Raw genomic sequence first — 24,062 nt, forward strand, 5'->3', positions numbered from 1 at the left:
GGTCAGCTCCTTTTGGCATAAAGTATATATTTTTATGCCAAAAGGCAAGGTGGGCCAGTTTCACTGGCTCCCGTTCCTGCAGCGCGAGATGGATGCCTGCCCCTGAGGTTTGATTCACCGGGGTCGATCCCGCGCTCCCGGTGAATCTGAGCCGCCTAGTGTTCTCAGTATCAGAACTGGAGGCGCAGTCTGGCGTTTGCACCGTGCTCCTGGGCAATCTTGCCGAACTGGCTTGTGTAGGTGATGCCCAGTGTCGAGGACGGGGTCAGGCTGAAGTCGGCACCGGTTTCCACGAGTGCGGCGTTGCGGTCGAGCGGCGTGCCGGTCACGCTGAAGCTGCTGCCGGTGGCGAACCGTGCCGTTCTGGTGGCATTGAGATCGCCGAAGGCATAGAGCCAGCCGAGGGAGCCGCGCAGGCTTGCGGTCACAGGCCCGAGGTTGACGTCCGTCGAGGCGCGCATGCCAAGGGTGGTGTAGGTTGTATCGCTCGTGCTGCTGCCGATGGTGAGGGCCGAGATGCCGCCCGTTTCGGTGAAGCCGTCCGTCTTCAGATGCGTATGGGCAAGGCTTGCGAAGGGCTCGAATGCGGCATGTGCCGTTTCGATGCGGTAGCTGACCTCGCCAAAGGCATTCAGGCTGGAGGCGTCATACTTGCCTTCAACGGTTTCGTTGAGGGCGCTGATACTGCGCTTCGTGTTGACGTCATACCAAGTGTAGCTGAGGCCGGTGCGGAAGGAGAGGGCATCCCAGCTGGTGCCTGCATAGGCACCGGCATGATAGTTGCTGCTGTTGCCCTTGCTGTTGCTGTCATCGAAATATGAGCGGCTGAAGCCGCCGAAGACGCCGGCTCGCAGGTTACCGGTTATGATCGCATCGCCGCCCGCCAGCATGCCGGCATTTGCCATGCCGGTTGAGGAGCCGCCATCGGTGGCACCGGCCTGGCCCCAGGAGCCAAAGCCATTTGCCCACACGGCAAAGCGGTCTGGATCGGCGGGGACTTCCTTCTTTTCAAAAGCCGCGAAGCGGTCGTCCGTCACGGTTTTCTTTTCCTCGCCATAGCCTAAGACCGGCACGGTGGGTGCTGCCACGCCACTGGTAACGGCGCGGATGCGGGCGTTGACCGTGTTATTGACAGATGTATTGATTTTCACGAGGCCGCTGTTCATGTCGGCATGGCTCTGGCCGGACAGCTGCTGAAGTGCTTCGGCCCGCTGAGCGGAAGCCTGTCCCGAAACCGCAGAAATCAGACCGGCAGGTGCAGTGCCGGTTTGCATAACGGACGCAACAGACGACTGGTTCGGCGTCAGGAATGCGGACTGAGAACCGGAGGCCCGCAGCAGGCGGATGGTGCCGTTCGTCTCGTTGTAGGCTACTTCGTAGCCGCTCACGCCACCCCAGTCGACCGTCGAAAACGTGCCGGTGAGGCTTGATGCCGTCAGGATGGTATAGCTCTGCGCGGTAGCCGTTCCGGAAACCTGAAGTGCTGCGCCGCTGGCGATCGTCACGGTGCCCGTGAGGTTGATGGTATCACTGCTGTTGCCCGATACCTGCACCACATAGGTGGAGCCGCTTGCAAAATTCAGGGAGCCGGTCATGGTCAGCGTGCCCACGGAGCCGTCAAGCCCGGGCGACAGCCTGCCATCATTGCCGATGGTAATCGAAGAGCTGCCCGTTCCGATAGTTCCTGTTCCTGCCAGCGTGCCACCCGCAAGGGCGTTGATGATGCCGCCAAGCGAGCCTGTCACGTAGAGCGTTCCACCGGAGATATTTGTTGTGCCGTTGAAGGCAGAACTGTCGCCGGAAAACTTGGTGCTGCCCGCCAGATGCTCGATGGTGCCTTGGCCGGCAGCATTTGATGGACGGGCAATCGACGTTGAGAAATCGTAGTCCGTATTGGTGTGATTAAACACCAGTTTGCCTGTGCCGGCGCCGAACTCCAGCGATGCGGCATTCAGCTTTCCGGCAGCGGCGGCGCTGGAGCCGCTTGCAGCACCGATGTTGAGTGTGCCGCTCGAGCCCGTTACGTTGGCGAGATAGATCATTACCCCGGAGCTTCCCTCAGTACCCACCGTCATCTCAGCGCCGTCGGCAATGGTCAGTGTGCCGGCGCCATAAATGCCGATGTAAAGCGCTTCGGAGTTTGTCCAGGTGGAGCCTACCCCTGTGACGGTGGCCGTGCCGGTGCCGCCTTCGAACTGGCCAATGAAGCCATTTGTACTGCTGACCGCGCCGCCGTTCTCTACTGTCAGCGTTCCGGTGCCGTCATAGCCAATGTGGAGACCATCGCTGTTCGTCCAGCTTGAGGCGTTCCCGTTAGCGTCTGCTCCCGTGACGGTGACCGCGCCGCTGCCGACACCATCTCCGATAAAGCCGGACACACTGCTGACTGATCCGCCAGCGGCGATGGTCAGTGTGCCGGTGCCGTCTTCGCCTATGTTGAGCTCATCGTTGGTTGTCCAGGTTGAGCCCGGCCCCGTGACAGTGACCGCGCCGGTGCTGCCGTCAAACTGGCCGACGAAGCCAGTTGTACTGTTTACCGCGCCGCCATTCTCGATCGTCAGTGCGCCGTTGTTGATGCTGCCTATGAAAAGGATTTGACTGTTCGTCCAGGTTGAGCCCGCCCCCGTGACAGTGACCGCGCCGGTGATGCCGGATGGATGACCGATATCGCCATCTCCGATATTGCCTCTTGTACTGCTGATCGAGCCCCCGTCGCGGATGATCAGCGTGCCGTTATTATATTTTCCTACGATGACAGAGCCGTTGAAATTTACCGGTGATGTTATTTCATCAGGAACAGGGCCTTCAATGATCCACTGAGCTTGTGCTTCCGCGTGCGTGCAAAACAAGATTGTGGCGGATGCCAGAAGCAACTGGCGTGTACGATGGCTAGGCTTCCGGGAAGAGGTAATGCTCTGCTGATTTTGGGAGAGATGTGACATCAGTGGCCTGCTAGACAATAGGTAATCTTTGGCCCTCGTCTAATATGGCGATGCACGCTGTGTGAAGTGGCTATTTCCAGTGCAGCCTCCAATTGCTGATCTGCAAAATTTTCCTTAGGCCTGTTGTCGGGAGGCGGCACCGGTATCTGACCTATGGGTTTCAGTACTTTGTTTGGAGTTACGGAAAATATTAATTGTTTTTGCCGGCAGAGATCATGGCGAAGTGGTAGATTTATCAGGTTCTAATTTTTCTACATGTTGCGTGGTTGCAACAAGAAAACGCGCAGTTTTGGGTTTGTGCCGTCCGTGGCCAGCCGTTGCTGTGCACGGCTGAGTCGCGTTAGCCCTTCGTCCGTGACTTCTCCCGCAAGCCGGATTCCCGGCCGTTGCTGCATGTCGATATTTCAAGCTTGAAATAATTTCCTGCTGGTGGCAGGCTCATGCTCAACAAGACAAACGGAAGGGACTGCGGCAATGAAGATCCTGTGCCTGGGAGGAGGGCCTGCGGGGCTCTATTTTGCAATCTCGATGAAGCTGCGCAATCCGGCGCATGACATCACGGTTCTGGAGCGCAACAAGGCCAATGACACGTTTGGCTGGGGCGTCGTGCTGTCGGATGACGCGCTGGGCAACATGGCGCGCAATGACCCGAAGAGCACTGAAGAGATCCGCGCCAACTTCTCCTACTGGGATGACATTGCCGTCGTGCACAACGGTGTGCGCACCGTCTCCGGCGGCCACGGCTTTGCCGGCATTGGCCGCAAGAAGCTGCTGATCATCCTGCAGGAGCGGGCGCGGGAACTGGGCATAAATCTGGAATTCCAGCAGGAGTTCAAGACCGCTGAAGATTACCGCAAGGATTATGACCTCGTGGTCGCCAGCGACGGCATCAACTCGCTGGTGCGGCGCGAATATGCGGATGTGTTCAAGCCTGACGTGGATCTGCGCCTTTGCAAGTTCATCTGGCTTGGCACGCACCAGAAGTTCGATGACGCCTTCACCTTCATCTTCGAGAAGACCGGACACGGCTGGATGTGGGTGCACGCCTATCAGTTCGATGCCGACACGGCGACGGTGATCGTCGAATGCACGCAGGAGACCTGGGACCGCTTCGGCTTCGAGCACATGTCCAAGGAAGAGACCATCGAGACCTGCGAGAAGGTGTTTGCCGCGCATCTGGATGGCCACAAGCTCATGTCCAACGCGGCGCATCTGCGCGGCTCTGCTGTCTGGATGAACTTCCCGCGGGTGATCTGCGAGAAGTGGTACAACGGCAATGTGGTGCTGATGGGCGATGCGGCGGCGACGGGGCATTTTTCCATCGGCTCCGGCACGCGGCTTGCCTTTGACAGCGCCATTGCTCTTGCCACCTATCTCCACAGCGAAGCCAGCATGGAAGCGGCCTTCGAGCGCTATCAGGAAGAGCGCCGCATCGAAGTGCTGCGCTTGCAGTCTGCCGCCCGCAACTCGCTGGAATGGTTCGAGCAGGTGGAGCGCTATCTGGACCTCGACCCGGTGCAGTTCAACTATTCGCTGCTCACCCGTTCCCAGCGCATTTCCCACGAGAACCTGCGCCTGCGCGACCCGGAGTGGCTGCGCTCGGCGGAAGACTGGTTCCAGAAGCAGGCCGGCGGCCAGCCGGGGCGCACGCCGATGTTCGCCCCGTTCACGCTGCGCGGCATGCGGCTGGAAAACCGCATCGTCGTCTCGCCCATGGCCCAGTACAAGGCGGTGGATGGAGTGCCGGGCGACTGGCATCTGATCCATTATGCCGAGCGGGCAAAGGGCGGGGCAGGGCTTGTCTTCACCGAAATGACCTGCGTGTCGGCGGAAGGGCGCATCACCCCCGGCTGCCCCGGCCTCTATGCGCCGGAGCATGAGGCGGGCTGGAAGCGGCTGACGGATTTCGTCCATGCGGAAACGGCAGCCAAGATCTGCTGCCAGATCGGCCATTCGGGCCGCAAGGGGTCGACGCAGGTTGGCTGGGAAGGCATGGATGCGCCGCTGCCGGACGGCAACTGGCCGCTGCTGTCCGCTTCCGCCATTGCCTGGTCCAAGGGCAATGCGGTGCCGAAGGCGATGGACCGGGGCGATATGGATCTGGTGCTTGGCCAGTTCGTCGAGGCCGCGAAGATGGCGGAGCGCGCCGGGTTCGACATGATCGAACTGCACGCCGCGCACGGCTATCTCCTGTCGTCCTTCATCTCGCCGGTGTCGAACGTTCGGACCGATGAATATGGCGGCAGCCTTGAAAACCGTCTGCGCTACCCGCTTGAAGTCTTCCGCGCCATGCGTGCCGTCTGGCCGGAGCATAAGCCCATGTCGGTGCGCATCTCGGCCAATGACTGGGTGGGTGAGGCTGGCGTGACGCCGGACGAGGCGGTGGAGATCGCCCGGGCCTTCTCTGAGGCGGGGGCCGACATCATCGACGTCTCCGCCGGTCAGACGACGACGGAGGCGCGCCCCGTCTATGGCCGCATGTTCCAGACCCCGTTCTCCGACCGCATCCGCAACGAGGCGGGTCTGGCGACCATGGCGGTGGGCAACATCACAGAGGCCGATCAGGTGAACTCGATCCTGATGGCAGGCCGTGCCGATCTGGTCTGCCTTGCCCGTCCGCATCTGTCAGATCCCTACTGGACGCTGCATGCGGCGGTGGAGCAGGGCGACCGCAAGGCCAGCTGGCCGCTGCCGTATCTCGCCGGGCGTGATCAGGCCCTTCGCCTTGCCGAGCAGGCAAAGGCGAAGGTGGACGGCGCCAAGGCTGCGGGAGAGGTGATCCGGGCATGACGGTGGCAGGACGGCGCGTTCTCATCACGGGCGGCGGCACGGGCGCAGGGGCAGATCTTGCCCGCGGCTTCCATGCTGCCGGAGCGCAGGTCATCATTACCGGCCGGAGGGCAGAGCCGCTGCAGGCGGTGGCGGCTTCCCTGCCGGGCGTGCGGGCTCTGACGGCTGACGTGACGGACGAGGCCTCCGTGAAGGCGCTGTTCGAGGCTGCAGGCCCAGTGGATGTGGTGATTGCAAATGCGGGCGCTGCCGAGAGCGCCCCCTTTGGCCGCATGTCGCTGGATCAGTGGAATGCCATGCTGGCTGTGAACCTGACCGGCGTGTTCCTCACCTTCCGCGAGGGGCTTGCCCGGATGGACGGCTGGGGGCGGCTCATCGCCATTGCTTCCACGGCAGGGCTGAAAGGCTATCCCTATGTGGCACCCTATGTGGCGGCCAAGCACGGGGTTGTCGGCCTTGTGAAGGCGCTGGCGCTGGAGGTGGCCCGCCGTCCGGTGACGGTCAACGCCATTTGCCCCGGCTTCCTTGATACGGAGATGACGGAACGCTCCGTTCAGAACATCATGGCCAAGACCGGCAAGAGCCGGGACGACGCCATGGCCGCCCTTGCGGACACCAATCCGCAGAAGCGCCTCATCGCCCCGCAGGAGGTGACGGCCATGGCCCTTTATCTGTGCGCTGCCGGATCTGACGGGGTGAACGGGCAGGCGATGGCCATTTCAGGAGGCGAGGTATGAGCGCAGAGAAGGGAACAGCCGTGCAGGAAACGGAGGCAGCCGCCGTGCCGCTGTCCAAGCGCCGGCTGAAAACCTGGATCCGCATTCTCGGCGTCACCCGCATGGCGGAAGCGCATCTGCGCGAGTTTTTGCGGGTGGAACATGACACGACGCTGCCGCGCTTCGACGTGATGGCTGCGCTCTACCGCCGCCGCGTGCCGCTGAGCATGAGCGAACTGTCGCGCCTGCTGCTCGTTTCCAACGGCAATGCCACCACGGTGGTGGACCGGCTGGAAAAGGACGGCCTCGTCCGCCGTGTGCCCTTCGAGGCGGACCGGCGCACGGTACATGTGTCGCTGACGGACGAGGGGCTGGCGCAGTTCGAGAAGCTGGCCGCCGATCATGAGCGGGAGGTGGATCAGCTCTTCGCCAGGCTGACGGACGCGGATCTGGACGCGCTCAAGGACATATTGAAGAAACTCGGGAAGGATGCGCAATGACCGCTCTGGCTGATCTGAAGCCCCTGCACTTTCTCTGGCAGGTGAAGGACCGCATAGCGCGTGTGAGCCTCAACCGTCCAGACCGCAAGAACCCGCTGACTTTCGACAGCTATGCGGAGCTGCGCGACACCTTCCGCGCCCTTGTCTATGCCGATGATGTGGATGTGGTGGTCTTCGCCTCCAACGGCGGCAATTTCTGCTCGGGCGGGGATGTACATGACATCATCGGCCCGCTGGTCGGGCTCGACATGAAGGGCCTGCTTGCTTTCACCCGCATGACTGGTGATCTGGTGAAGGCCATGATCGGCTGCGGCAAGCCCATCATCGCGGCGGTGGATGGTGTGTGCGTCGGGGCCGGGGCGATCGTCGCCATGGCCAGCGACCTGCGGCTGGCAACGCCGGAGGCCAAGACAGCTTTCCTCTTCACCCGCGTTGGCCTTGCGGGCTGCGACATGGGCGCCTGCGCCATGCTGCCGCGGATCATCGGTCAGGGCCGGGCGGCGGAACTGCTTTACACGGGCCGCACCATGAGCGCAGCCGAGGGCGAGCGCTGGGGCTTCTTCAATGCCTTGCATGAGGCGGACAAGCTGGAAGAGGAAGCCATGGCGCTGGCCGCAAGGCTCGCCTCCGGACCGGTCTTTGCCCATGGCATCACCAAGACCCAGCTGAACCAGGAATGGAACATGGGGCTGGAACAGGCCATCGAGGCAGAAGCGCAGGCGCAGGCCATCTGCATGCAGACGCAGGACTTTGCCCGCGCCTACCATGCCTTCGTTGCCAAGCAGAAACCGGTTTTCGAGGGCAACTGAGATGGCTGACCGCTCTTTCCTCTCCTGGCCCTTCTTCGAGACCCGCCACCGCGAGCTGGCCGAGGCGCTGGATGCATGGTGCGCAGCGCATCTGCATGTGGACCATGCCGACACGGACGAGGCCTGCCGCACGCTGGTGCGTGATCTGGGCCAGGCAGGCTGGCTGCGTCATTCGGGGGCTGGCGAGGACGAGACGCTGGATGTGCGCAGCCTCTGCCTCATCCGCGAAACGCTGGCCCGTCATGATGGCCTGGCCGACTTTGCCTTTGCGATGCAGGGGCTGGGCATGGGAGCCGTCTCCCTGTTCGGCACGGCGGAGCAGCGCAAGTGGCTGGAGCGCACCCGTGCCGGCACCGCGGTCAGCGCCTTTGCCCTGACGGAGCCGGGCTCCGGTTCGGATGTGGCCAACAGCACCGCAGCGGCAGAGGCCGTTCCGGGCGGCTTCATCCTGACCGGCGAGAAGACCTACATTTCCAACGGCGGCATCGCTGACCTTTATGTGGTGTTTGCCCGCACTGGCGAAGCGCCGGGGGCCAAGGGCCTTTCCGCCTTTCTGCTGCCTGCGGATACGCCGGGGCTGGAGATTGTCGAGCGCATCGAGGTGATGGCGCCCCATCCGCTGGCGCATCTGCGTTTCAACGGTATCCAGCTGCCGGAGACGGCGCTGATCGGCAAGCGCGGGGACGGCTTCAAGATCGCCATGTCGGTGCTGGACGTGTTCCGCTCCACCGTTGGCGCAGCGGCGCTGGGCTTTGCCCGCCGGGCGCTGGACGAGGCTCTGGCCCGCGTGCGCCAGCGCCAGCTCTTCGGTGCGCCGCTGTCCGAGCTGCAGATGGTGCAGGGGCATATCGCGGATATGGCGCTGGATGTGGATGCCTCGGCGCTGCTGGTCTACCGCGCCGCCTGGACCAAGGACATGGGCGCGCCCCGCGTCAGCCGAGAGGCGGCGATGGCCAAGCTGCATGCGACGGAAGCGGCCCAGCGCGTCATCGACACGGCCCTGCAGCTGCACGGTGGTGACGGCGTGCGCAAGGGCTTTGCCGTGGAAAGCCTTTACCGCGAGATCCGTGCACTGCGCATCTACGAGGGGGCGAGCGACGTGCAGAAGATCGTCATCGCCCGCGCCGCGCTGGGCGAGGCGCGCTGAGCGAACCGGAATTTGAATGCAATCAGCGGGGCGGATGGCCCCGCAGGAAGACGGGAAGGCCACATGACACAGACAACGGCAGATGCCTCCACCGCCGAAAGCCCGCACGCGTTTCTGAACCCGCGCAACTGGAAGCCCGCCAAGGGCTATTCCAACGGCGTCGCCGCCAGCGGCCGCATGCTTTTCCTTGGCGGCCTGATCGGCTGGAACGGCCAGCAGGAGTTCGAGGCGAAGGACTTCACCGGTCAGGTGGAGCAGACGCTGAAGAACATTGTCGAGGTGCTGCGCGAGGGCGGGGCCGGGCCGGAGCATCTGGTGCGGATGACCTGGTACGTCACCGACAAGCAGCTCTATCTCGCCAGCCTGCGCGATGTGGGCGCCGTCTACCGCAAGGTGCTGGGCAAGCACTTCCCGGCCATGGCGCTGGTGCAGGTGGCCGGTCTCGTGGAAGACGAGGCGCTGGTGGAGATCGAGGCAACCGCCGTGGTGCCGGAGTGATCCGCCTGCGCGGATCGTGACATTCGGGAAGACGACGCTCAGGAACAAGACAAGGCGGCTCAAGGGAAAACCCGCTTCCGCAAAAGGAAGGGCCGCAGGTCCGCGACAGCGGGCAACCATCCAGGGGATTGATAATGACAGCTGTGCTGAAACTGGGTCCGAGTGCCCATGTGGATACATTCACCCGGGACAACCTGCCGCCCGCGGAGCTGTGGCCGGAGCTGAAGCTTGAGGGCTTCGACTATCCCGACTACCTCAACGCGGGCGTCGAGCTGACCGACCGCATGGTGGAAAAGGGCTTCGGCGACCATGTGGCGCTGATCGGCAATGGCCGCCAGCGCACCTACAAGGAACTGGCCGACTGGACGAGCCGCATCGCTCATGCGCTGGTCGAGGATTATGGCGTGAAGCCTGGCAACCGGGTGCTGATCCGCTCGGCCAACAACCCGGCCATGGTGGCCTGCTGGCTGGCGGCGACCAAGGCCGGCGCCGTGGTGGTCAACACCATGCCGATGCTACGGGCCGGGGAGCTGGCGAAGATTGTCAACAAGGCCGAGATCACGGTTGCCCTTTGCGACACGCGGCTGATGGACGAGATGGTCGCCTGCGCCAAGGACTCCGCATACCTCAAGACCGTGATCGGCTTCGATGGCACCGCCAATCATGATGCGGAGCTTGACCGGGCAGCGCTGGGCAAGCCGGTGCGCTTTGAAGCCGTGAAGACGGGCCGTGATGACGTGGCCCTGCTGGGCTTCACCTCGGGCACCACCGGTGACCCCAAAGCGACCATGCACTTCCACCGGGATATCCTGATCATCGCGGACGGCTATGCCCGCGAGGTTCTGGGCGTGACGCCGGAAGACGTGTTCGTCGGCTCCCCGCCGCTCGCCTTCACCTTTGGCCTTGGCGGCCTTGCCGTGTTCCCGCTGCGCTTTGGTGCGGCGGCTGCGCTGCTGGAAACCGCCTCGCCGCCCAACCTCATCGAGATCATCCAGAAGTACCGTGCCACGGTCTGCTTCACGGCACCCACCGCCTACCGGGTGATGCTGAAGGCCATGGACGAGGGGGCGGACCTGTCCAGCCTGCGCGCCGCCGTCTCGGCAGGCGAAACGCTGCCGGCGCCGGTCTATGAGGAGTGGAAGGCCAAGACCGGCAAGCCGATGCTGGATGGCATCGGTGCCACGGAAATGCTGCATATCTTCATCTCCAACCGCTTCGGTGACAGCCACCCGGCCTGCACGGGCCGTCCGGTCACCGGTTACGAGGCGCGGATCGTTGATGATCTGGGCCGCGAGATGCCGCGCGGCGAGGTGGGGCGTCTGGCCGTGCGCGGGCCGACCGGCTGCCGCTATCTCTCCGACAGCCGCCAGACCGGATATGTGCATGAAGGCTGGAACATCACCGGCGATGCCTTCTGGCAGGACGAGCAGGGCTATTTCCACTTTGCCGCCCGCAACGACGACATGATCATTTCCGCCGGTTACAACATCGCCGGGCCGGATGTGGAAGCCGCGCTTCTTGCCCATCCCGACGTACTGGAATGCGCCGTCATCGGCGCGCCGGACGAGGAGCGCGGGCAGATCGTGGAAGCCCATGTGGTGCTGAGCGCCGGTGTCGAGCCGGACGCTGCCACCATCAAGCGCCTGCAGGACCACGTGAAGGCAACCATCGCGCCCTACAAATACCCGCGCCGCATCCTCTTCACCGATGCTCTGCCCAAGACGCAGACCGGCAAGATCCAGCGCTTCCGGCTGAAGGAGGCGAGCTGAAGGGAAGCGGCTGAGGCCAGCCCCTAGGCCGCCGCCAGCCGTCTGAGGGCACGGGTCAGGTGCTCGATGAAGGCCTGTGCGGCAGGGGTGGGCATGCGGTCGCGGGATTTCAGCAGCATGATCTCGCGGGTGATGACCGGCTCTTCCAGAGGCAGTGCGCGGATGGCAGGCCCGCGCACGGCAGCGCGCGCATAGGCGGGCAGGACGGCAACGCCTAATCCCGCCTCCACCAGCGCCAGCGCGGTGGTGATCTGCGTCACCTCGAAGCTGATCCGGGGCTCGATCCGCACGCTTTCAAAGCCCACTTCCACCAGCAGGCGGATGCCGGAGTCCCGCGTCAGCGTCACCAGCGGCGCTTCGGCAAGGCCGGACCAGACCGCGCTGTCCCTCGCAGCAAAAGCACTGTCCTCCCGGCAGAACAGCATCAGGCTATCACGCACCAGCGGCTGGCGCTCGATGTCATCGCCTGCCGGGGGAAACGTGCCGACGGCGCAGTCGGCCCTGCCGCTGCGCACGGCTTCCAGGATCTGCTCCGTGCCTACATCGGACAGCTGCACGGCAATGCCGGGTGAGGCTGACTGAAAGCTGGCGATCACCTGCGGCAGCACGAAGCTGGCGAGTAGCGGCGGCGCCGCCACACGCAGCTTGCCGCGCCGCCGGTCGGCCAGCATGTGCAGGCCCTCCACCGCATGTTCCAGATCTTCCAGCACCTTGGCGGAGGAATGGCGGAACTCTTCGCCCGCTGCCGTCAGCTCCACCCGCCGTGTCGTGCGGTCAAACAGGCGCACCCCAAGGTCAGTCTCCAGATCCTTGATGGACTGAGACAATGCCGGCTGGGCCGTATTGAGGCGCTTGGCGGCGAGAGAAAAGCTGCCAGCCTCCGCCACAGCGAGAAAGCTCTGGATCTGCTTCAGGGTGATTTTCATGGAGGCACTCCGCCACCGGTCTTATTGATATGAAATTCAGTATGAATTTATCAGATAAATCTCCCTTGTCGATAAGTTGCCAATAGCCGATCCTGCCTTCAACACGCTTTACCCTTTGGCCTCACGGTCTGTGGGCGAGGGCTAAAGAGCCAAGGAACAGAAGGCCCCATCATGCACGATTATCCGGACCTCCAGCTCTACATCGGCGGCGCATGGCGCAAGACCGGCGAGACCCTGCGCGTGATCAATCCGGCAACCGAAGAAGAGACCGGCCGGCTGCCCGTCGCGGCCACAGCGGATCTGGATGATGCGCTGGAGGCGGCGGCAAAGGGCTTTTCCGTGTGGCGGCGCACCGCGCCGATGGAACGGGCGCGGATCATCCGCGCGGCGGCGGCCCTGCTGCGCGAGCGGATCGGGACAATCGCCGCCGATATCACCCGTGAACATGGCAAGCCGCTGCAGCAGGCGCGGCTGGAAGTGATCCGCGGCGCGGAGTTCTTCGAGTGGGACGCGGGCGAGGCAGAACGGCTCTATGGCCGGGTGATCCCGAGTGAGCCGGGCATTCGCTACATCGTCCACCATCAGCCCATCGGCACGGTGGCGGCCTTCTCGCCCTGGAATTTTCCGCTCAGCCAGCCTGCACGCAAGGTGGCGGGGGCGCTCGCTTCCGGGTGCTCCATCATTCTCAAGGCGGCTGAGGAAACGCCTGCCGGTGCCTGGCACATCGCCCGCGCCTTCCACGATGCGGGCCTGCCAGCGGGCGTGCTGAATCTTGTGTTTGGCGTTCCGGCACAGATTTCCGAGTATCTCATCCCCAAGCCGCAGGTGCGCCTTGTCGCCTTCACCGGCTCTACGGTGGTGGGCAAGCATCTGACGGGCATCGCCGCCCGCCACGCCAAGCCGGTGCTGATGGAACTGGGGGGCCATGCGCCGGTGATCATCTGCGAAGATGCGGATGCACAGAAGGCGGGCGTTGTTTCCGCCATCCGCAAGGCCCGCAATGCCGGTCAGGTCTGCACCTCGCCCACCCGTTTCTTTGCGCATGAAAATGTATTTGGCGCCTATCGCGACGCCTTCGTTGCCCGCGCCATGGCGGTGAAGGTGGGCAATGGCCTTGCTCCGGAGACGGAAATGGGCCCAACCGCCAATCATCGCCGGGTAGAGGCGATGGAGATGCTGGTGGCCGATGCGCTGGCCAAGGGGGCAAAGCTCCTGTGCGGCGGAAAGCGGCCCAAGGGGCCGGGCTATTTCTACCCCGTGACAGTCCTGTCGGAGGTGCCCGATGATGCCCGCGTCATGCAGGAGGAGCCCTTCGGGCCGCTGGCGGTGATCAATCCCGTCCGCTCACTGGATGAGGCGATTGCCCGGGCAAACAGCGTGCCCTACGGCCTTGCCGCCTATGCCTTCACCAGCTCCGCCGCCAATGTGGACCGCATCACCGACGAGGTGGAGGCGGGCAATGTCTCCATCAACACGCTGGAAGCCTCGGTGGCCGCAACGCCCTTCGGCGGGGTCAAGGAAAGCGGCTTTGGCCGCGAGGGCGGGGCGGAAGGCATCCTGCATTACACGGTCGTGAAGACCGTTTCCCACCGCATGGAAATCTGACGGCCCAGGCTGCCGTCCTGCGCAACTTTGCCCCACAGAGGGCAGCTGCCCGAAAGGCAATGAGAATGAAATACACACGCAAGGACGCCAAGGCGCATGCTTTCGCCACCATGCGCGGCATATGGGCAGCGGCCCTCATGCCTTTCCGGGCGGATCTGTCCATTGATGAGGACGGCTTCCGCGCCAACATGAACCACTGGATCGATGACCTTGGCATTGATGGCTTTTTCATCGCCGGCAAGCAGGGAGAGTTCTTCTCCATGCCCGTGGACGAGCGCAAGCGCTGCTTTGATCTGGCCGTCGAGGCGGCAGGCGGACGGGCCCAGACGATCATGTCCTGCTCGGACCAGAACATGGATGTGGTGATCGACCTTGCCCGCCATGCGCAGGCCTGTGGCGCGGACTATATCGTCGTTCACGCGCCCATCCTGCATTTCTTCAAGGCGCAGGACGAGACGCTGCTGCGCTACTACGAAACCATCGCCTCGAAGGTGGATATCGGCATCGCCCTCTGGTCCCATCCGGACAGCGGCTATCTGATGAGCCCGGAACTGTGCAACCGGCTGGCGGATATCGAGACGGTGGTGGCGATCAAATATTCCGTGCCGCGCGAGATGTACAAAAAGCTGACAGCGCTCGCCGGAGACCGGATCCTCGTCTCCACCGCCTCGGAGGAGGAGTGGCTCGACAACATTCTGGAGCTGAACTGGCAGCTCTATCTCTGCTCGTCACCGCCCTATCTGCTGCAGACCGCCGCCGACAGGCGGATGCGCGCCTACACGGATCTTGCCTTTGCAGGCAAGGCGGAAGAGGCGCGGGCGCTGCGCGATTCCCTTGAGCCGGTCCGCCGGGCGCTCAAGGACACGCGTCCTGCCGAAAAGCCCCATGCCCACCAGAAATACTGGCAGGACCTGCTGGGCCAGACCGGCGGACGGGTGCGCCCGCCCATGCTGGAGCTGACCGAAGACGAGAAAGCCCGCACACGGGCAGCATTTGACGCCTGCGGGCTCTGGCTGGATGATGGTGCCCGCAAGGCCCCCTGATCCCGCGCCCCGCTACCCCAGAATGACAAGAGCGGTCTGAAGACCCTGAGGAGAACGGCAATGGCCAGATTGAAAGCCTTCAATTTCCAGAAGTGGATCGATGAGCACAAGCACCTGCTGAAGCCGCCGGTCGGCAACCAGATGGTGTTCAAGGACGCGGACCTGATGGTCACGGTCGTCGGCGGGCCGAACAAGCGCACCGACTATCACGATGATCCGGTTGAGGAATTCTTCTATCAGCTGAAGGGCGACATGCTGCTGAAGCTCTATGACGGGGAAGAGTTCTACGACGTGCCGATCCGGGAAGGGGACGTGTTCCTGCTGCCGCCGCATGTGCGCCACTCGCCCCAGCGCCCGCAGGAAGGTTCGATCGGCCTCGTCATCGAGCCGGCCCGCCCGGAAGGCGCGCTGGATGCGGTGGAGTGGTACTGTTTCGAGTGCAAGGCGCTGGTGCACCGGGCCGAGGTGGATCTGGAGTCGATCGTTGATGACCTGCCGCCGATCTACAAGGCCTTCTATGCGGATGAGGCCAAGCGCACCTGCCCGGAATGCGGCACCATCCATCCCGGCAAGGAGCCGCCTGCAGGTTGGGTCAATCTGTAAATGTTTTAGGCTTGAAATATTTCTGGACCCTGTGCAAGCTGGGTCCCGGAAAAAAGATCAAGACTGGAGCTGACCAAAGATGGCAGCATCCGGCTGGCTGCCGCAAGGCGACAACAGAGGGTGAAGAGATGAAGAAGAGACTGTTTCTGGCCGCAGCGGGCATCGCTGCGCTGATGAGCGGCACTGCCCTGGCGCAGGATCCCCTGAAAATCGGCATGATCACGACCCTGTCCGGCCCCGGCGGCTATCTCGGCCAGGACATACGCGACGGCATGCTGCTCGCCATCGAAATGGAAGGCGGCAAGCTGGGCGGTGTTCCGGTGGAACTGGTTGTCGAGGATGACGGCCTGAAGCCGGGCAACGGCCGCCAGATCGCCGAAAAGTTCATGAACGACGACGGTATGAAGCTGCTCACCGGCATTGTCTTCTCCAACGTCGCCGGTGCCACCGTGCCCGATATCGTCAACAACGACGCGATCTATATTTCCCCGAACGCCGGCCCGTCCAATCTTGCTGGTGCGGAGTGCCACGAGAACTATTTCGTCGTGTCCTGGCAGAATGATGCCCTGCACGAGGCAGCCGGTGCTGCCGCCAAGAAGCTTGGCTTCAAGAAAGCCTTTGTGCTGGCGCCGAACTATCAGGCTGGCAAGGACGCCATCAACGGCTTCAAGCGCACCTTCGGCGGTGAAATCGTTGGTGAGCTTTACACCCAGCTCGATCAGACCGATTTCGCTTCGGAAATGGCCCAGATCCGCGCCGCTGATCCGGAAGTCGTGTTCCAGTTCCACCCGGGCGGCCTCGGCATCGCCTTCCTGAAGCAGTATGCGCAGGCTGGCCTGACCGGTCAGATCCCGATGGTTCTGTCCGAGCCCTCCACCGATGCGGTGGTGCTGAACGCGGTGGGCGACGCCGCCGTTGGCATCTTTGCGACGGCTCACTGGAACCGCGATTTCACCAATGACGCGAACCTTGAGTTCGTCGAGGCCTGGGACAAGAAATACGGCCGCCCCATCACCTATTATGCCTCTCAGGGCTATGACACCGCCAAGCTGATTTCCTCCGCTCTGGCCAAGACCGGCGGTGTGGAAGACATCGCCAAGTTCCGTGAAGCTGTCCGCGCTGCGGACTTCAAGAGCGTGCGCGGCGACTTCAAGTTCGGTCAGAACCAGCATCCGGTGCACGACTGGTATCTGCTGGATATCGTCGCCGGTCCCGATGGCAAGCCGGTGGCCGTCACCAAGGACAAGCTCCTCGAAGACTATGGCGACGCCTACGCCGATCAGTGCAAGATGTAAGCTGACAGAAACGGCGCGGCTGGGGGCTCCGCCGCGCCGGACCTGTCTCAAGGCGCAAGGGCGCATCCGGTTTCCGGCCTGAACCTCAGGCCAGCCGATGCGGCCAGCCCGCCGGCCGCTCATTATAGGGCGCCGGACGGGTGGGTGCGCCTTGCCAGTCATAGTTCTGACAATCACCGGACGGGCGGATGATCCTAGTACTCGAGCAATTGCTGAACGGCCTTCAGTACGGCGTCATGCTGTTTCTGCTGGCGGCCGGGCTGACGCTGATTTTCGGCATCATGGGGGTGATCAACCTCGCCCATGGGTCGCTTTACATGGTGGGCGCCTATGCGGGCACCTGGGTGGCAGGGGAGACGGGCAGCTTCTGGCTCGGCATTCCCGCAGCCCTTGGCGCTGCTGCCCTCACCGGCCTTGCCATCGAGGCGCTGGTGATCCGAAAGCTCTACAGCCGCGATCATCTGGATCAGGTGCTGGCGACCTTCGCGCTCATCCTGATGTTCAACCAGATCATTGTCATGCTGTTCGGCCGCTCGCCAGTCTTCACGCTGCTGCCATCCGGCTTCGATGGTTCGGTGGAGCTGCTGCCGGGGCTCTATTATCCGCCTTACCGGCTGCTGATCATCGGCACGGGGCTTATGGTGGCGGTGGGGCTCTATTTCCTCATCAACCGCACCCGCATCGGCATGCTGGTCCGGGCAGGCTCGACCAACCGCGAGATGGTTCGGGCGCTGGGCGTTGATATCCGCCTGCTCTACACGGTGGTCTTCGGCCTCGGTGCGCTGCTTGCGGGGCTCGCCGGTTATATGGCCGGGCCGATCCTTGCCGTGCAGGTGGGCATGGGCGAGCAGATCCTGCTGGCGACTTTTGTTGTCGTCGTCATCGGCGGCGTGGGGTCGATCCGGGGTGCCTTTGTTGCCGGGATCACGCTTGGTGTCATCGACACCTGCCTGCGCGCGTTCCTGCCGGGGCTCCTGCGCAATTTCATGGCCGGGCCAGAAGCCGATGCGCTCGGCACCGGCATTTCGTCGATGGGGATCTACCTGCTGATGGCCCTTGTCCTTCTTGTCCGGCCCAAGGGCCTGTTTGCAGCGGGGTCGTGATGCGCAAGCCTATCCTTGCCCTTCTGCTCATCGCCGGTCTCGCCGCCATTCCCACGCTCACGGCCGAATTCGGCCAGGCCTCGCTGCTGGCGCTGGCAACGCGCATTCTCATCTATGGCATGGCCGCTGCCAGCCTCAACTTCGTGCTCGGCTATGGCGGCATGGTCAGCTTCGGACATGCTGCCTTCTTCGGGATCGGCGCCTATGTGGTGGGTATCCTCGCCACCCATCATTCCAGCGGCGAGCCGCTGTTCGGAATTATTCCCGGCACGGATCAGATGCTGATCACCCTGCCTCTGGCGGTTCTGGTAGCTGGTGTCTTTGCGGCAATCATCGGCTCGCTGTCGCTGCGCACCGGCGGCGTGCAGTTCATCATGATCACGCTGGCCTTTGCGCAGATGCTGTTCTTCCTGTTCGTTTCGCTGAAGGCCTATGGCGGAGAGGATGGCATCATCATCCGCCGCAGCAACGAGCTGCCGGGTCTCAACATGCGCGACAAAGCGACGTTCTATTACGTCACGCTGGTCATAACCGTGCTCTTCTTCTTCGGCCTGCGCCGTCTCACGCAGTCGAGCTTCGGTGCGGTGATCTCCGGCATCCGCCAGAACGAGCGGCGCATGGCCGCCCTTGGCATCCCGGCCTACCGCTACAAGCTCTACGCCTTCGTGCTGTCAGGCATGGGCGCTGGGCTCGCCGGGGCGCTGATGGCCAATTTCCTGCGCTTTGCCTCGCCGGACATGATGCACTGGACCAAATCGGGCGAGCTGATGATCATGGTCATCCTCGGCGGCGTCGGCACCCTGTTCGGCCCCTTCCTTGGTGCGGGTGCCTTCCTCGTGCTGGAAACATTCCTTGCGCAATGGTCCGAGCACTGGCCTCTGGCGCTTGGCCTGATCCTTCTGCTGCTGGTGCTGGGCACGCGCGGCGGGCTGCAGGCCCTCATCGCCCGCGTGTCACGTCTTGTGAGGGGAGGCGGCCAATGAGCGTTATCCTGTCCATCGAGGGCCTTGTGAAGACCTTCGGCGGTCTTATCGCCACCGATCACGTCAGCCTTGATGTGCGCGAGGGCGAGATCCACGCCCTCATCGGCCCGAACGGGGCGGGCAAGTCCACCCTGATCAATCAGCTCTGCGGCGAACTTGTCTCCGATGAAGGCTCCATCAGGCTGGCCGGTCAGGAAATTTCCGGCCTCAAGGTGCCAGAGCGCGTGGCCCTGGGCCTTGGACGCACATTCCAGATCACCAGCCTTCTCGACGAGATGACCGTGCTGGAGAATATCGGCATGGCGATCCAGGTGCGCGAGGGGCACAATTTCCGCATCTTTGATCTTGTCCGCGGCCGCCGTTCCGTCTGGAGCGAGGCGGAGGAGCGGGTGGCATCGAGCGGACTTGCCGGGCGGGGCAATGTGCGCGTGTCGGACCTCTCCCATGGCGAGAAGAAGCAGCTGGAACTGCTGGTGGCCCTTGCCATGAAGCCGCGCCTGCTGCTGCTGGACGAACCCATGGCCGGTCTTGGCCATGTGGAAAGTCAGGCCATGATCGGCATGCTGAACGAGACGCGCAAGAGCGCGGCCATGCTGCTGGTGGAGCATGACATGGAGGCGGTCTTTGCGCTTGCCGACCGTATCTCTGTGCTCGTCTATGGCCGCATCATCGCCAGCGGCACGGTGGACGAGATCCGCAACAATCCGGCCGTGCGTGAGGCCTATCTCGGAGCGGAGGACGAACTGTGCTGAGCGTCTCCAACCTTCAGGCCGCCTATGGCAAGAGCCAGGTTCTGTTCGACATCAACCTTGAGATCCGCGAGGGCGAGGTGGTGACGCTGATGGGCCGCAACGGCATGGGCAAGACCACCACCGTCCGCTGCATCATGGGGCTTCTGGCCCCGCGCGGCGGCGCCATCCAGTTCGAAGGCGTGGCCACCGCGGGCCTTGCGCCGGAGCGCATTGCCCGGCTGGGGGCAGGGCTGGTGCCGGAAGGGCGCCAGATCTTCCCCACGCTGAATGTGCGCGAGAACCTCGTCGCCACCGCCTCCAACCGGCTGAAGCGCAAGGACCCCTGGACTCTGGATCGGGTCTATGACCTGTTTCCCCGCCTCAGGGAGCGGGCGCACCAGATGGCCGCCACCCTGTCGGGCGGCGAGCAGCAGATGCTGGCCGTGGGCCGCGCGTTGATGACCAACCCGCGCCTTCTGATTCTTGACGAGGCGACCGAAGGCCTCGCCCCGGTCATCCGCACGGAAATCTGGCATTGCATCGAGCACCTGAAGCGCGAGGGGCAGTCAATCCTGCTGATCGACAAGAACCTGTCCGTCCTGAAGCGCCTTGCCGACCGGCACTATGTGGTCGAAAAAGGCCGTACAGTCTGGAGCGGGACGGGAGAGGACATGGACCGGGATGCTGAACAGGTGCAGGCCTATGCCGGGCTCTGAGCTGGCCGTCGCCCTCATCGGCTGGGGCGCCATCGCCCGCCGGGTGGCGGCGGTTCTGGCTGAACGCAACGCGCCGGTCCGCATTGTGGCGGTCGCCACCCGTGATGCTGCTGCAGATCTTGCGGGACTGCCGGACGGATGCCGCCATATCAGTTCTCCGGAAGAACTGACGGAGGGGGCAGGGCAGAGGCCGGGCCTCGTGCTGGAAGCCGCAGGGCGGGAGAGTGTCGCCCCCTTTGGCCGCGCAGCCCTTGCGGCCGGCATGGACCTTGCAGTTTCCTCCACATCGGCCTTCGTGGAGGGGGATCTTCTGGACGAACTGCTGGCGCTGGCCGCACGCACCGGCGCGCAGATCCTTGTACCTCCCGGCGCCCTCGGGGGCATTGATGCGCTGGCCGCAGCCGCGCGGCTGGGGCTTGATCATGTGCGCCACGAGATCATCAAACCGCCCGCCGCATGGCAGGGCACACCGGCCGTGGCGGCCTGTGATCTGGACCATCTCAGCTCGGCCCACACCTTCTTCACCGGCACCGCCCGGCAAGCGGCTGCCGCCTATCCGCAAAATGCCAATGTTGCGGTGATTTCCGCCATGGCAGGGCTAGGTCTCGACCGGACGGAGGTTGCGCTGGTGGCCGATCCTGCAGCCGCTGGCAATGCCCACCGCCTCACGGCCAGCGGAGCCTTCGGCAGCATGGAACTGATGCTGACCAACAAGCCGCTCGCCTCAAATCCGAAATCCTCCGAAATGACCGCCCTGTCGCTGGTGCGCCTGATCGAGAACCGCGCGGGTGCGCTGGTGATCTGACGCGGGCAGCCTCTGCTTTAAGGAATTGAGCCATGTCCGACGTTCCTGCCACTGCCACGACCCTGATTGCCGAAGGCGCCTGGCCACGCGATAGGCTTGACGCGGATTACACCGCGAAAAACTGCGTTACACCTGAGCATTTTGCGCAGATCATCGCGGAGTACGGCAACCGCTCCCGCCCGGCCAAGGCCATGGCGGGGGCGAAGCTTGATCTGGTCTATGACGCGGCGAGTGGCGAAAAACTGGACCTTTACGGCACCCGTGCAGGCGAGTTGCGCCCGCTGGTGATCTTCATCCACGGCGGCTACTGGCGGGCGCTGTCAAAGGACCAGTCGGCCTTCATGGCGCCGCTGCTGGCTGACCTTGGCATTGCCACCGCCGTGCCGGATTACACACTCGCCCCCACCGTTTCGCTCACCGAAATCACCCGCCAGATGCGGGTGGCTCTCGCCTGGCTCTGGCATCAGGCGGAAAGCCTCGGCATCGACCGCAACCGCATTTTGGTCACTGGCAGCTCTGCAGGCGGGCATCTTGCCGGAACACTCATGATGAACGGCTGGCAGCAGGACTTTGATCTGCCGGGACAGGTGCTGAAAGGCGCACTGCCGCTCAGCGGCCTGTTCGAACTGGCGCCTATCGCCGGAAGCCATGTGCAGGACTGGATGAGCCTCACCCCGCAGGAAACTGAAGCCCTCAGCCCCTTGCGTGCCCCCTCGGGTGCGCCTGCCTCGGTGATTGCAGTTGCCGAACACGAAGTGTCCGGGTTCTATCGCCAGACCCGCGCCTATGCGAATGCACTTGGCGCACCGGAGCTGGTGGTACAGGGCCGCAACCATTTTGATATCGTCTTCGATCTCTGCGATCCGGCAAGTGCGCTCTCTGCCGCATTGATGCGCCTGCTGCGCTGACGTCTCCGCCTTTCGGCCAATTTGCATCGCAGCATCTCACATCGTCATTGCAAATCCGCTAGAGTTGCAGAGTGGCAGGTGATTTGCGGCACGGCGCAGGGTGGGGCATCCGGCGTCCGGCGAGGAGAATGACGGTGCGGCTGAGGCAGGTTCTGGCGGGTGAATTTCGTGGAAGTGGCTTTCTGGCGGGCAAAGGCCGTGCCGCTCGCGGCCTGGTGGCGGCAGCCGTGCTCGGCAGCTTTGCTGGCGTTGGCGAGGCCCGCGCGCTTGGCAGCTGCCTTGAACGGCTGAAGAGCGATGCGGTGGCATCCGGCGTGCGGCCTGAGATCGCCGCCCGCATGCTTGATGGCGCCGGGACGGATGAGCGCGTTCTGCGCTTCTCCACCAGCCAGCCGGAATATGAGACCCCAATTTGGGACTATATGGCGACGCTGGTCGACGAAGAGCGCATCCGTGATGGAATGGCCTTGCTCGAGCAGCACAAGAAGACGCTTGCCGCTGTTGAGAAGACTTATGGCGTCGAGCGGCATGTGGTCGTGGCTGTCTGGGGCATCGAGAGCGATTTCGGGAAATCCAAGGGCGATTTCTATACGCCCCATGCTCTGGCAAACCTTGTCTGTGCAGGCGGCAAGCGATCGAAGTATTTCCGCAGCGAGCTGATGAAGACGCTTCAGATTGCCAACCGGGGCGATGTGCCGCCGGAGAAGTTCATCGGCTCCTGGGCCGGTGCCTTCGGCCAGACCCAGTTCATGCCTACGACCTATCTGCGTCTGGCGGTTGATTTCGACCGGGACGGGCGCCGTGATCTGGTGGACAGTTCCGCTGATGCGCTGGCTTCCACGGCCAACTTCCTGAAGGACGCCGGTTGGGAAAAGGGGCGTCCCTGGGGTTATGAGGTCAAGCTTCCGGCAGGCTACAAGGGGCCATCTGGCCGCAGGGCCAAGGCGAGCCTTGAGAGCTGGGCCCGCCGCGGCATCACCCGCCTGGACGGCAAGCCTCTGTCCGGCAATACGGAGGCGGGGCTGATCCAGCCCGCTGGCGTCAATGGCCCGGCTTTCCTGGTCACCCGCAACTTCGACGCCCTGTTTTCCTACAACGCCTCGCAGTCCTATGGACTTGCCATTGCGCTTTTGTCGCAGCTGATCTCGGGCGGAGAACCGTTTGCGGCCGCCTGGCCGACCGACGATCCCGGTCTTTCACGGGCCAAGCGTCTGGAATTGCAGAAACTTCTGGCGCGGGGCGGCTTTTATGACGGCGAGGTTGACGGCCGCGTCGGTCCGGCAACCCGTGAGAGTATCAAGAAGGCCGAGCAAAACTTTGGCTTGCCTGTCACTGGCAGACCGGGTTACCGCATTTATCAGGCACTTGGCGGCCAGTAGGCCGCCGCGGATTGCTTGCGCGGGGGCAGGAATGACCGGACATATTCTGACAGTCGCCCAGCAGAAGGGTGGATCAGGTAAAACCACCCTGACCGCACATGTGGCATCCGGGTTCCTGAACGGCATCGTGCAGGGACTGCCCAAGGGGCTGAGGGTCGCCATTCTGGATGTGGACCCGCAAGGCTCGCTCGGCACCTGGTATGAAGCGCGTGAGCGCAAGCTGGGTGAGGAGACGACCGGCATAACCCTGCGCACCGCCAGCGGCTGGGGCGCGCGGCGTGAGGCCAAGGCGCTCGCCCGCGACCATGATTTCGTCATCATCGACACGCCGCCGAAGACCGATGTGGACGCAAGGCCGGCCATCGATGCGGCCGAACTGGTGCTGGTGCCTGTGCAGCCGACCCCTGTGGACCTGTGGGCCACGGGACAGACCTTTCAGATGGCAAAGCGTGAGGATACACCCGCATTCCTGATCCTCAACCGGGTGCCGCCGCGCGCGGCCCTGACGGTGGATGTGGAAGAAGCCATCCGGGCGCAGGGGCTGGAGCGGCTGGCGCCGATGCTCGGCAACCGTACCGGCTTTGCCGCTTCCATGGGCGAGGGGCTGACCGTGTTCGAGACAGATCCGCGCGGCAAGGCCGCCGCGGAAGCTGCCAGCCTGATGCAGGCTATCGCGGCTCTGCTTGGTCCGAAGGGCGATTAACGGCTTGTGCTGCCCTGTCTGCAGGCTTTGAGGCGGGTGGCTTATGCGAGGCTGTTCCTGCACTTGACTGGCTTGGCCGGCTCTCGGCAGC

Annotated in this window: 21 protein-coding genes; 19 read left to right on the plus strand and 2 right to left on the minus strand. The window is 63.6% G+C overall.

Annotation, left to right across the window (positions count from 1 at the left end; genetic code table 11):
* Positions 1 to 170 precede the first annotated feature (170 nt).
* Complete coding sequence (locus tag V6L75_RS10395; RefSeq protein ID WP_334251444.1) at positions 171 to 2,849, minus strand: autotransporter outer membrane beta-barrel domain-containing protein; 2,679 nt, start codon at positions 2,847 to 2,849, stop codon at positions 171 to 173.
* Between the two features lie 567 nt (positions 2,850 to 3,416).
* On the opposite strand from V6L75_RS10395, the gene V6L75_RS10400 reads away from it, so the two are divergent.
* From V6L75_RS10400 to V6L75_RS10430, 7 genes are all read left to right on the plus strand, one after another.
* Positions 3,417 to 5,732: a bifunctional salicylyl-CoA 5-hydroxylase/oxidoreductase gene (locus V6L75_RS10400; RefSeq protein WP_334251445.1), complete on the plus strand. Its 2,316-nt coding sequence runs from the start codon at positions 3,417 to 3,419 to the stop codon at positions 5,730 to 5,732.
* Positions 5,729 to 6,469 carry an SDR family NAD(P)-dependent oxidoreductase gene (locus V6L75_RS10405; RefSeq protein ID WP_334251446.1) on the plus strand — a complete coding sequence of 247 codons (741 nt, stop codon included), beginning with the start codon at positions 5,729 to 5,731 and terminating at the stop codon, positions 6,467 to 6,469. Before V6L75_RS10400 ends, V6L75_RS10405 begins: the two co-directional genes overlap by 4 nt.
* Positions 6,466 to 6,948: a MarR family winged helix-turn-helix transcriptional regulator gene (locus V6L75_RS10410; RefSeq protein ID WP_334251447.1), complete on the plus strand. Its 483-nt coding sequence runs from the start codon at positions 6,466 to 6,468 to the stop codon at positions 6,946 to 6,948. The genes V6L75_RS10405 and V6L75_RS10410 overlap by 4 nt, the downstream gene beginning before the upstream one ends.
* On the plus strand, positions 6,945 to 7,757 hold the full coding sequence (locus tag V6L75_RS10415; protein ID WP_334251448.1) for an enoyl-CoA hydratase family protein: 813 nt from the start codon (positions 6,945 to 6,947) through the stop codon (positions 7,755 to 7,757). The genes V6L75_RS10410 and V6L75_RS10415 overlap by 4 nt, the downstream gene beginning before the upstream one ends.
* Position 7,758: 1 nt before the next feature.
* Positions 7,759 to 8,904, plus strand: coding sequence for an acyl-CoA dehydrogenase family protein (locus V6L75_RS10420; RefSeq protein WP_334251449.1), 1,146 nt, complete (start codon positions 7,759 to 7,761; stop codon positions 8,902 to 8,904).
* 63 nt (positions 8,905 to 8,967) lie between these two features.
* Entirely contained in the window at positions 8,968 to 9,402 is a 435-nt protein-coding gene (locus tag V6L75_RS10425; protein WP_019962585.1) for a RidA family protein, read from the plus strand.
* Positions 9,403 to 9,536: 134 nt separating this feature from the next.
* Positions 9,537 to 11,171 (plus strand): AMP-binding protein, encoded by a 1,635-nt coding sequence (locus V6L75_RS10430; protein ID WP_334251450.1) that lies wholly within the window; start codon positions 9,537 to 9,539, stop codon positions 11,169 to 11,171.
* Between the two features lie 23 nt (positions 11,172 to 11,194).
* Here V6L75_RS10430 and V6L75_RS10435 read toward each other — a convergent pair whose 3' ends face one another.
* On the minus strand, positions 11,195 to 12,097 hold the full coding sequence (locus V6L75_RS10435; RefSeq protein WP_334251451.1) for a LysR family transcriptional regulator: 903 nt from the start codon (positions 12,095 to 12,097) through the stop codon (positions 11,195 to 11,197).
* Positions 12,098 to 12,268: 171 nt separating this feature from the next.
* Here V6L75_RS10435 and V6L75_RS10440 point away from each other — a divergent pair, with 171 nt between their 5' ends.
* The 12 genes from V6L75_RS10440 (at position 12,269) to parA (ending at position 23,971) form a co-directional block, all read left to right on the plus strand.
* A complete protein-coding gene (locus V6L75_RS10440) occupies positions 12,269 to 13,702 on the plus strand; it encodes an NAD-dependent succinate-semialdehyde dehydrogenase (protein WP_334251452.1) in 1,434 nt (477 codons plus the stop codon).
* Positions 13,703 to 13,767: 65 nt separating this feature from the next.
* Positions 13,768 to 14,745, plus strand: a complete 978-nt coding sequence (locus V6L75_RS10445; RefSeq protein WP_334251453.1) for a dihydrodipicolinate synthase family protein — start codon at positions 13,768 to 13,770, stop codon at positions 14,743 to 14,745.
* Positions 14,746 to 14,805: 60 nt separating this feature from the next.
* Positions 14,806 to 15,348, plus strand: coding sequence for a 3-hydroxyanthranilate 3,4-dioxygenase (locus tag V6L75_RS10450; protein WP_334251454.1), 543 nt, complete (start codon positions 14,806 to 14,808; stop codon positions 15,346 to 15,348).
* Between the two features lie 128 nt (positions 15,349 to 15,476).
* Positions 15,477 to 16,643, plus strand: coding sequence for an ABC transporter substrate-binding protein (locus V6L75_RS10455; protein WP_334251455.1), 1,167 nt, complete (start codon positions 15,477 to 15,479; stop codon positions 16,641 to 16,643).
* A 188-nt stretch (positions 16,644 to 16,831) separates the two neighbouring features.
* Entirely contained in the window at positions 16,832 to 17,746 is a 915-nt protein-coding gene (locus V6L75_RS10460) for a branched-chain amino acid ABC transporter permease (protein ID WP_334251456.1), read from the plus strand.
* Positions 17,746 to 18,729, plus strand: coding sequence for a branched-chain amino acid ABC transporter permease (locus V6L75_RS10465; protein WP_334251457.1), 984 nt, complete (start codon positions 17,746 to 17,748; stop codon positions 18,727 to 18,729). Before V6L75_RS10460 ends, V6L75_RS10465 begins: the two co-directional genes overlap by 1 nt.
* Positions 18,726 to 19,481, plus strand: coding sequence for an ABC transporter ATP-binding protein (locus V6L75_RS10470; RefSeq protein WP_334251458.1), 756 nt, complete (start codon positions 18,726 to 18,728; stop codon positions 19,479 to 19,481). Before V6L75_RS10465 ends, V6L75_RS10470 begins: the two co-directional genes overlap by 4 nt.
* Entirely contained in the window at positions 19,475 to 20,176 is a 702-nt protein-coding gene (locus V6L75_RS10475; RefSeq protein ID WP_334251459.1) for an ABC transporter ATP-binding protein, read from the plus strand. The genes V6L75_RS10470 and V6L75_RS10475 overlap by 7 nt, the downstream gene beginning before the upstream one ends.
* Entirely contained in the window at positions 20,163 to 20,981 is an 819-nt protein-coding gene (locus tag V6L75_RS10480) for an aspartate dehydrogenase (RefSeq protein ID WP_334251460.1), read from the plus strand. Before V6L75_RS10475 ends, V6L75_RS10480 begins: the two co-directional genes overlap by 14 nt.
* A 32-nt stretch (positions 20,982 to 21,013) precedes the next feature.
* The gene (locus tag V6L75_RS10485; protein WP_334251461.1) at positions 21,014 to 21,889 is read left to right on the plus strand and encodes an alpha/beta hydrolase; all 876 of its coding nucleotides are present in this window, start codon (positions 21,014 to 21,016) and stop codon (positions 21,887 to 21,889) included.
* A 128-nt stretch (positions 21,890 to 22,017) separates the two neighbouring features.
* Entirely contained in the window at positions 22,018 to 23,268 is a 1,251-nt protein-coding gene (locus V6L75_RS10490; protein WP_334251462.1) for a lytic murein transglycosylase, read from the plus strand.
* Positions 23,269 to 23,299: 31 nt separating this feature from the next.
* Positions 23,300 to 23,971: a ParA family partition ATPase gene (gene parA / locus V6L75_RS10495; RefSeq protein WP_334251463.1), complete on the plus strand. Its 672-nt coding sequence runs from the start codon at positions 23,300 to 23,302 to the stop codon at positions 23,969 to 23,971.
* Positions 23,972 to 24,062: the final 91 nt, after the last annotated feature.

The organism is Pannonibacter anstelovis (assembly GCF_036881715.1).
Classification (GTDB): Bacteria; Pseudomonadota; Alphaproteobacteria; order Rhizobiales; family Stappiaceae; genus Pannonibacter; species Pannonibacter anstelovis.

Excerpts from the sequence above, each read along its gene's own strand:
- V6L75_RS10400 (WP_334251445.1), top strand. The coding sequence starts at position 3,417 with ATGAAGATCCTGTGCCTGGGAGGAGGGCCTGCGGGGCTCTATTTTGCA.
- V6L75_RS10405 (WP_334251446.1), top strand. The coding sequence starts at position 5,729 with ATGACGGTGGCAGGACGGCGCGTTCTCATCACGGGCGGCGGCACGGGC.
- V6L75_RS10410 (WP_334251447.1), top strand. The coding sequence starts at position 6,466 with ATGAGCGCAGAGAAGGGAACAGCCGTGCAGGAAACGGAGGCAGCCGCC.
- V6L75_RS10415 (WP_334251448.1), top strand. The coding sequence starts at position 6,945 with ATGACCGCTCTGGCTGATCTGAAGCCCCTGCACTTTCTCTGGCAGGTG.
- V6L75_RS10420 (WP_334251449.1), top strand. The coding sequence starts at position 7,759 with ATGGCTGACCGCTCTTTCCTCTCCTGGCCCTTCTTCGAGACCCGCCAC.
- V6L75_RS10425 (WP_019962585.1), top strand. The coding sequence starts at position 8,968 with ATGACACAGACAACGGCAGATGCCTCCACCGCCGAAAGCCCGCACGCG.
- V6L75_RS10430 (WP_334251450.1), top strand. The coding sequence starts at position 9,537 with ATGACAGCTGTGCTGAAACTGGGTCCGAGTGCCCATGTGGATACATTC.
- V6L75_RS10435 (WP_334251451.1), bottom strand. The coding sequence starts at position 12,097 with ATGAAAATCACCCTGAAGCAGATCCAGAGCTTTCTCGCTGTGGCGGAG.
- V6L75_RS10440 (WP_334251452.1), top strand. The coding sequence starts at position 12,269 with ATGCACGATTATCCGGACCTCCAGCTCTACATCGGCGGCGCATGGCGC.
- V6L75_RS10445 (WP_334251453.1), top strand. The coding sequence starts at position 13,768 with ATGAAATACACACGCAAGGACGCCAAGGCGCATGCTTTCGCCACCATG.
- V6L75_RS10450 (WP_334251454.1), top strand. The coding sequence starts at position 14,806 with ATGGCCAGATTGAAAGCCTTCAATTTCCAGAAGTGGATCGATGAGCAC.
- V6L75_RS10455 (WP_334251455.1), top strand. The coding sequence starts at position 15,477 with ATGAAGAAGAGACTGTTTCTGGCCGCAGCGGGCATCGCTGCGCTGATG.
- V6L75_RS10460 (WP_334251456.1), top strand. The coding sequence starts at position 16,832 with ATGATCCTAGTACTCGAGCAATTGCTGAACGGCCTTCAGTACGGCGTC.
- V6L75_RS10465 (WP_334251457.1), top strand. The coding sequence starts at position 17,746 with ATGCGCAAGCCTATCCTTGCCCTTCTGCTCATCGCCGGTCTCGCCGCC.
- V6L75_RS10470 (WP_334251458.1), top strand. The coding sequence starts at position 18,726 with ATGAGCGTTATCCTGTCCATCGAGGGCCTTGTGAAGACCTTCGGCGGT.
- V6L75_RS10480 (WP_334251460.1), top strand. The coding sequence starts at position 20,163 with ATGCCGGGCTCTGAGCTGGCCGTCGCCCTCATCGGCTGGGGCGCCATC.
- V6L75_RS10485 (WP_334251461.1), top strand. The coding sequence starts at position 21,014 with ATGTCCGACGTTCCTGCCACTGCCACGACCCTGATTGCCGAAGGCGCC.
- V6L75_RS10490 (WP_334251462.1), top strand. The coding sequence starts at position 22,018 with ATGACGGTGCGGCTGAGGCAGGTTCTGGCGGGTGAATTTCGTGGAAGT.
- parA (WP_334251463.1), top strand. The coding sequence starts at position 23,300 with ATGACCGGACATATTCTGACAGTCGCCCAGCAGAAGGGTGGATCAGGT.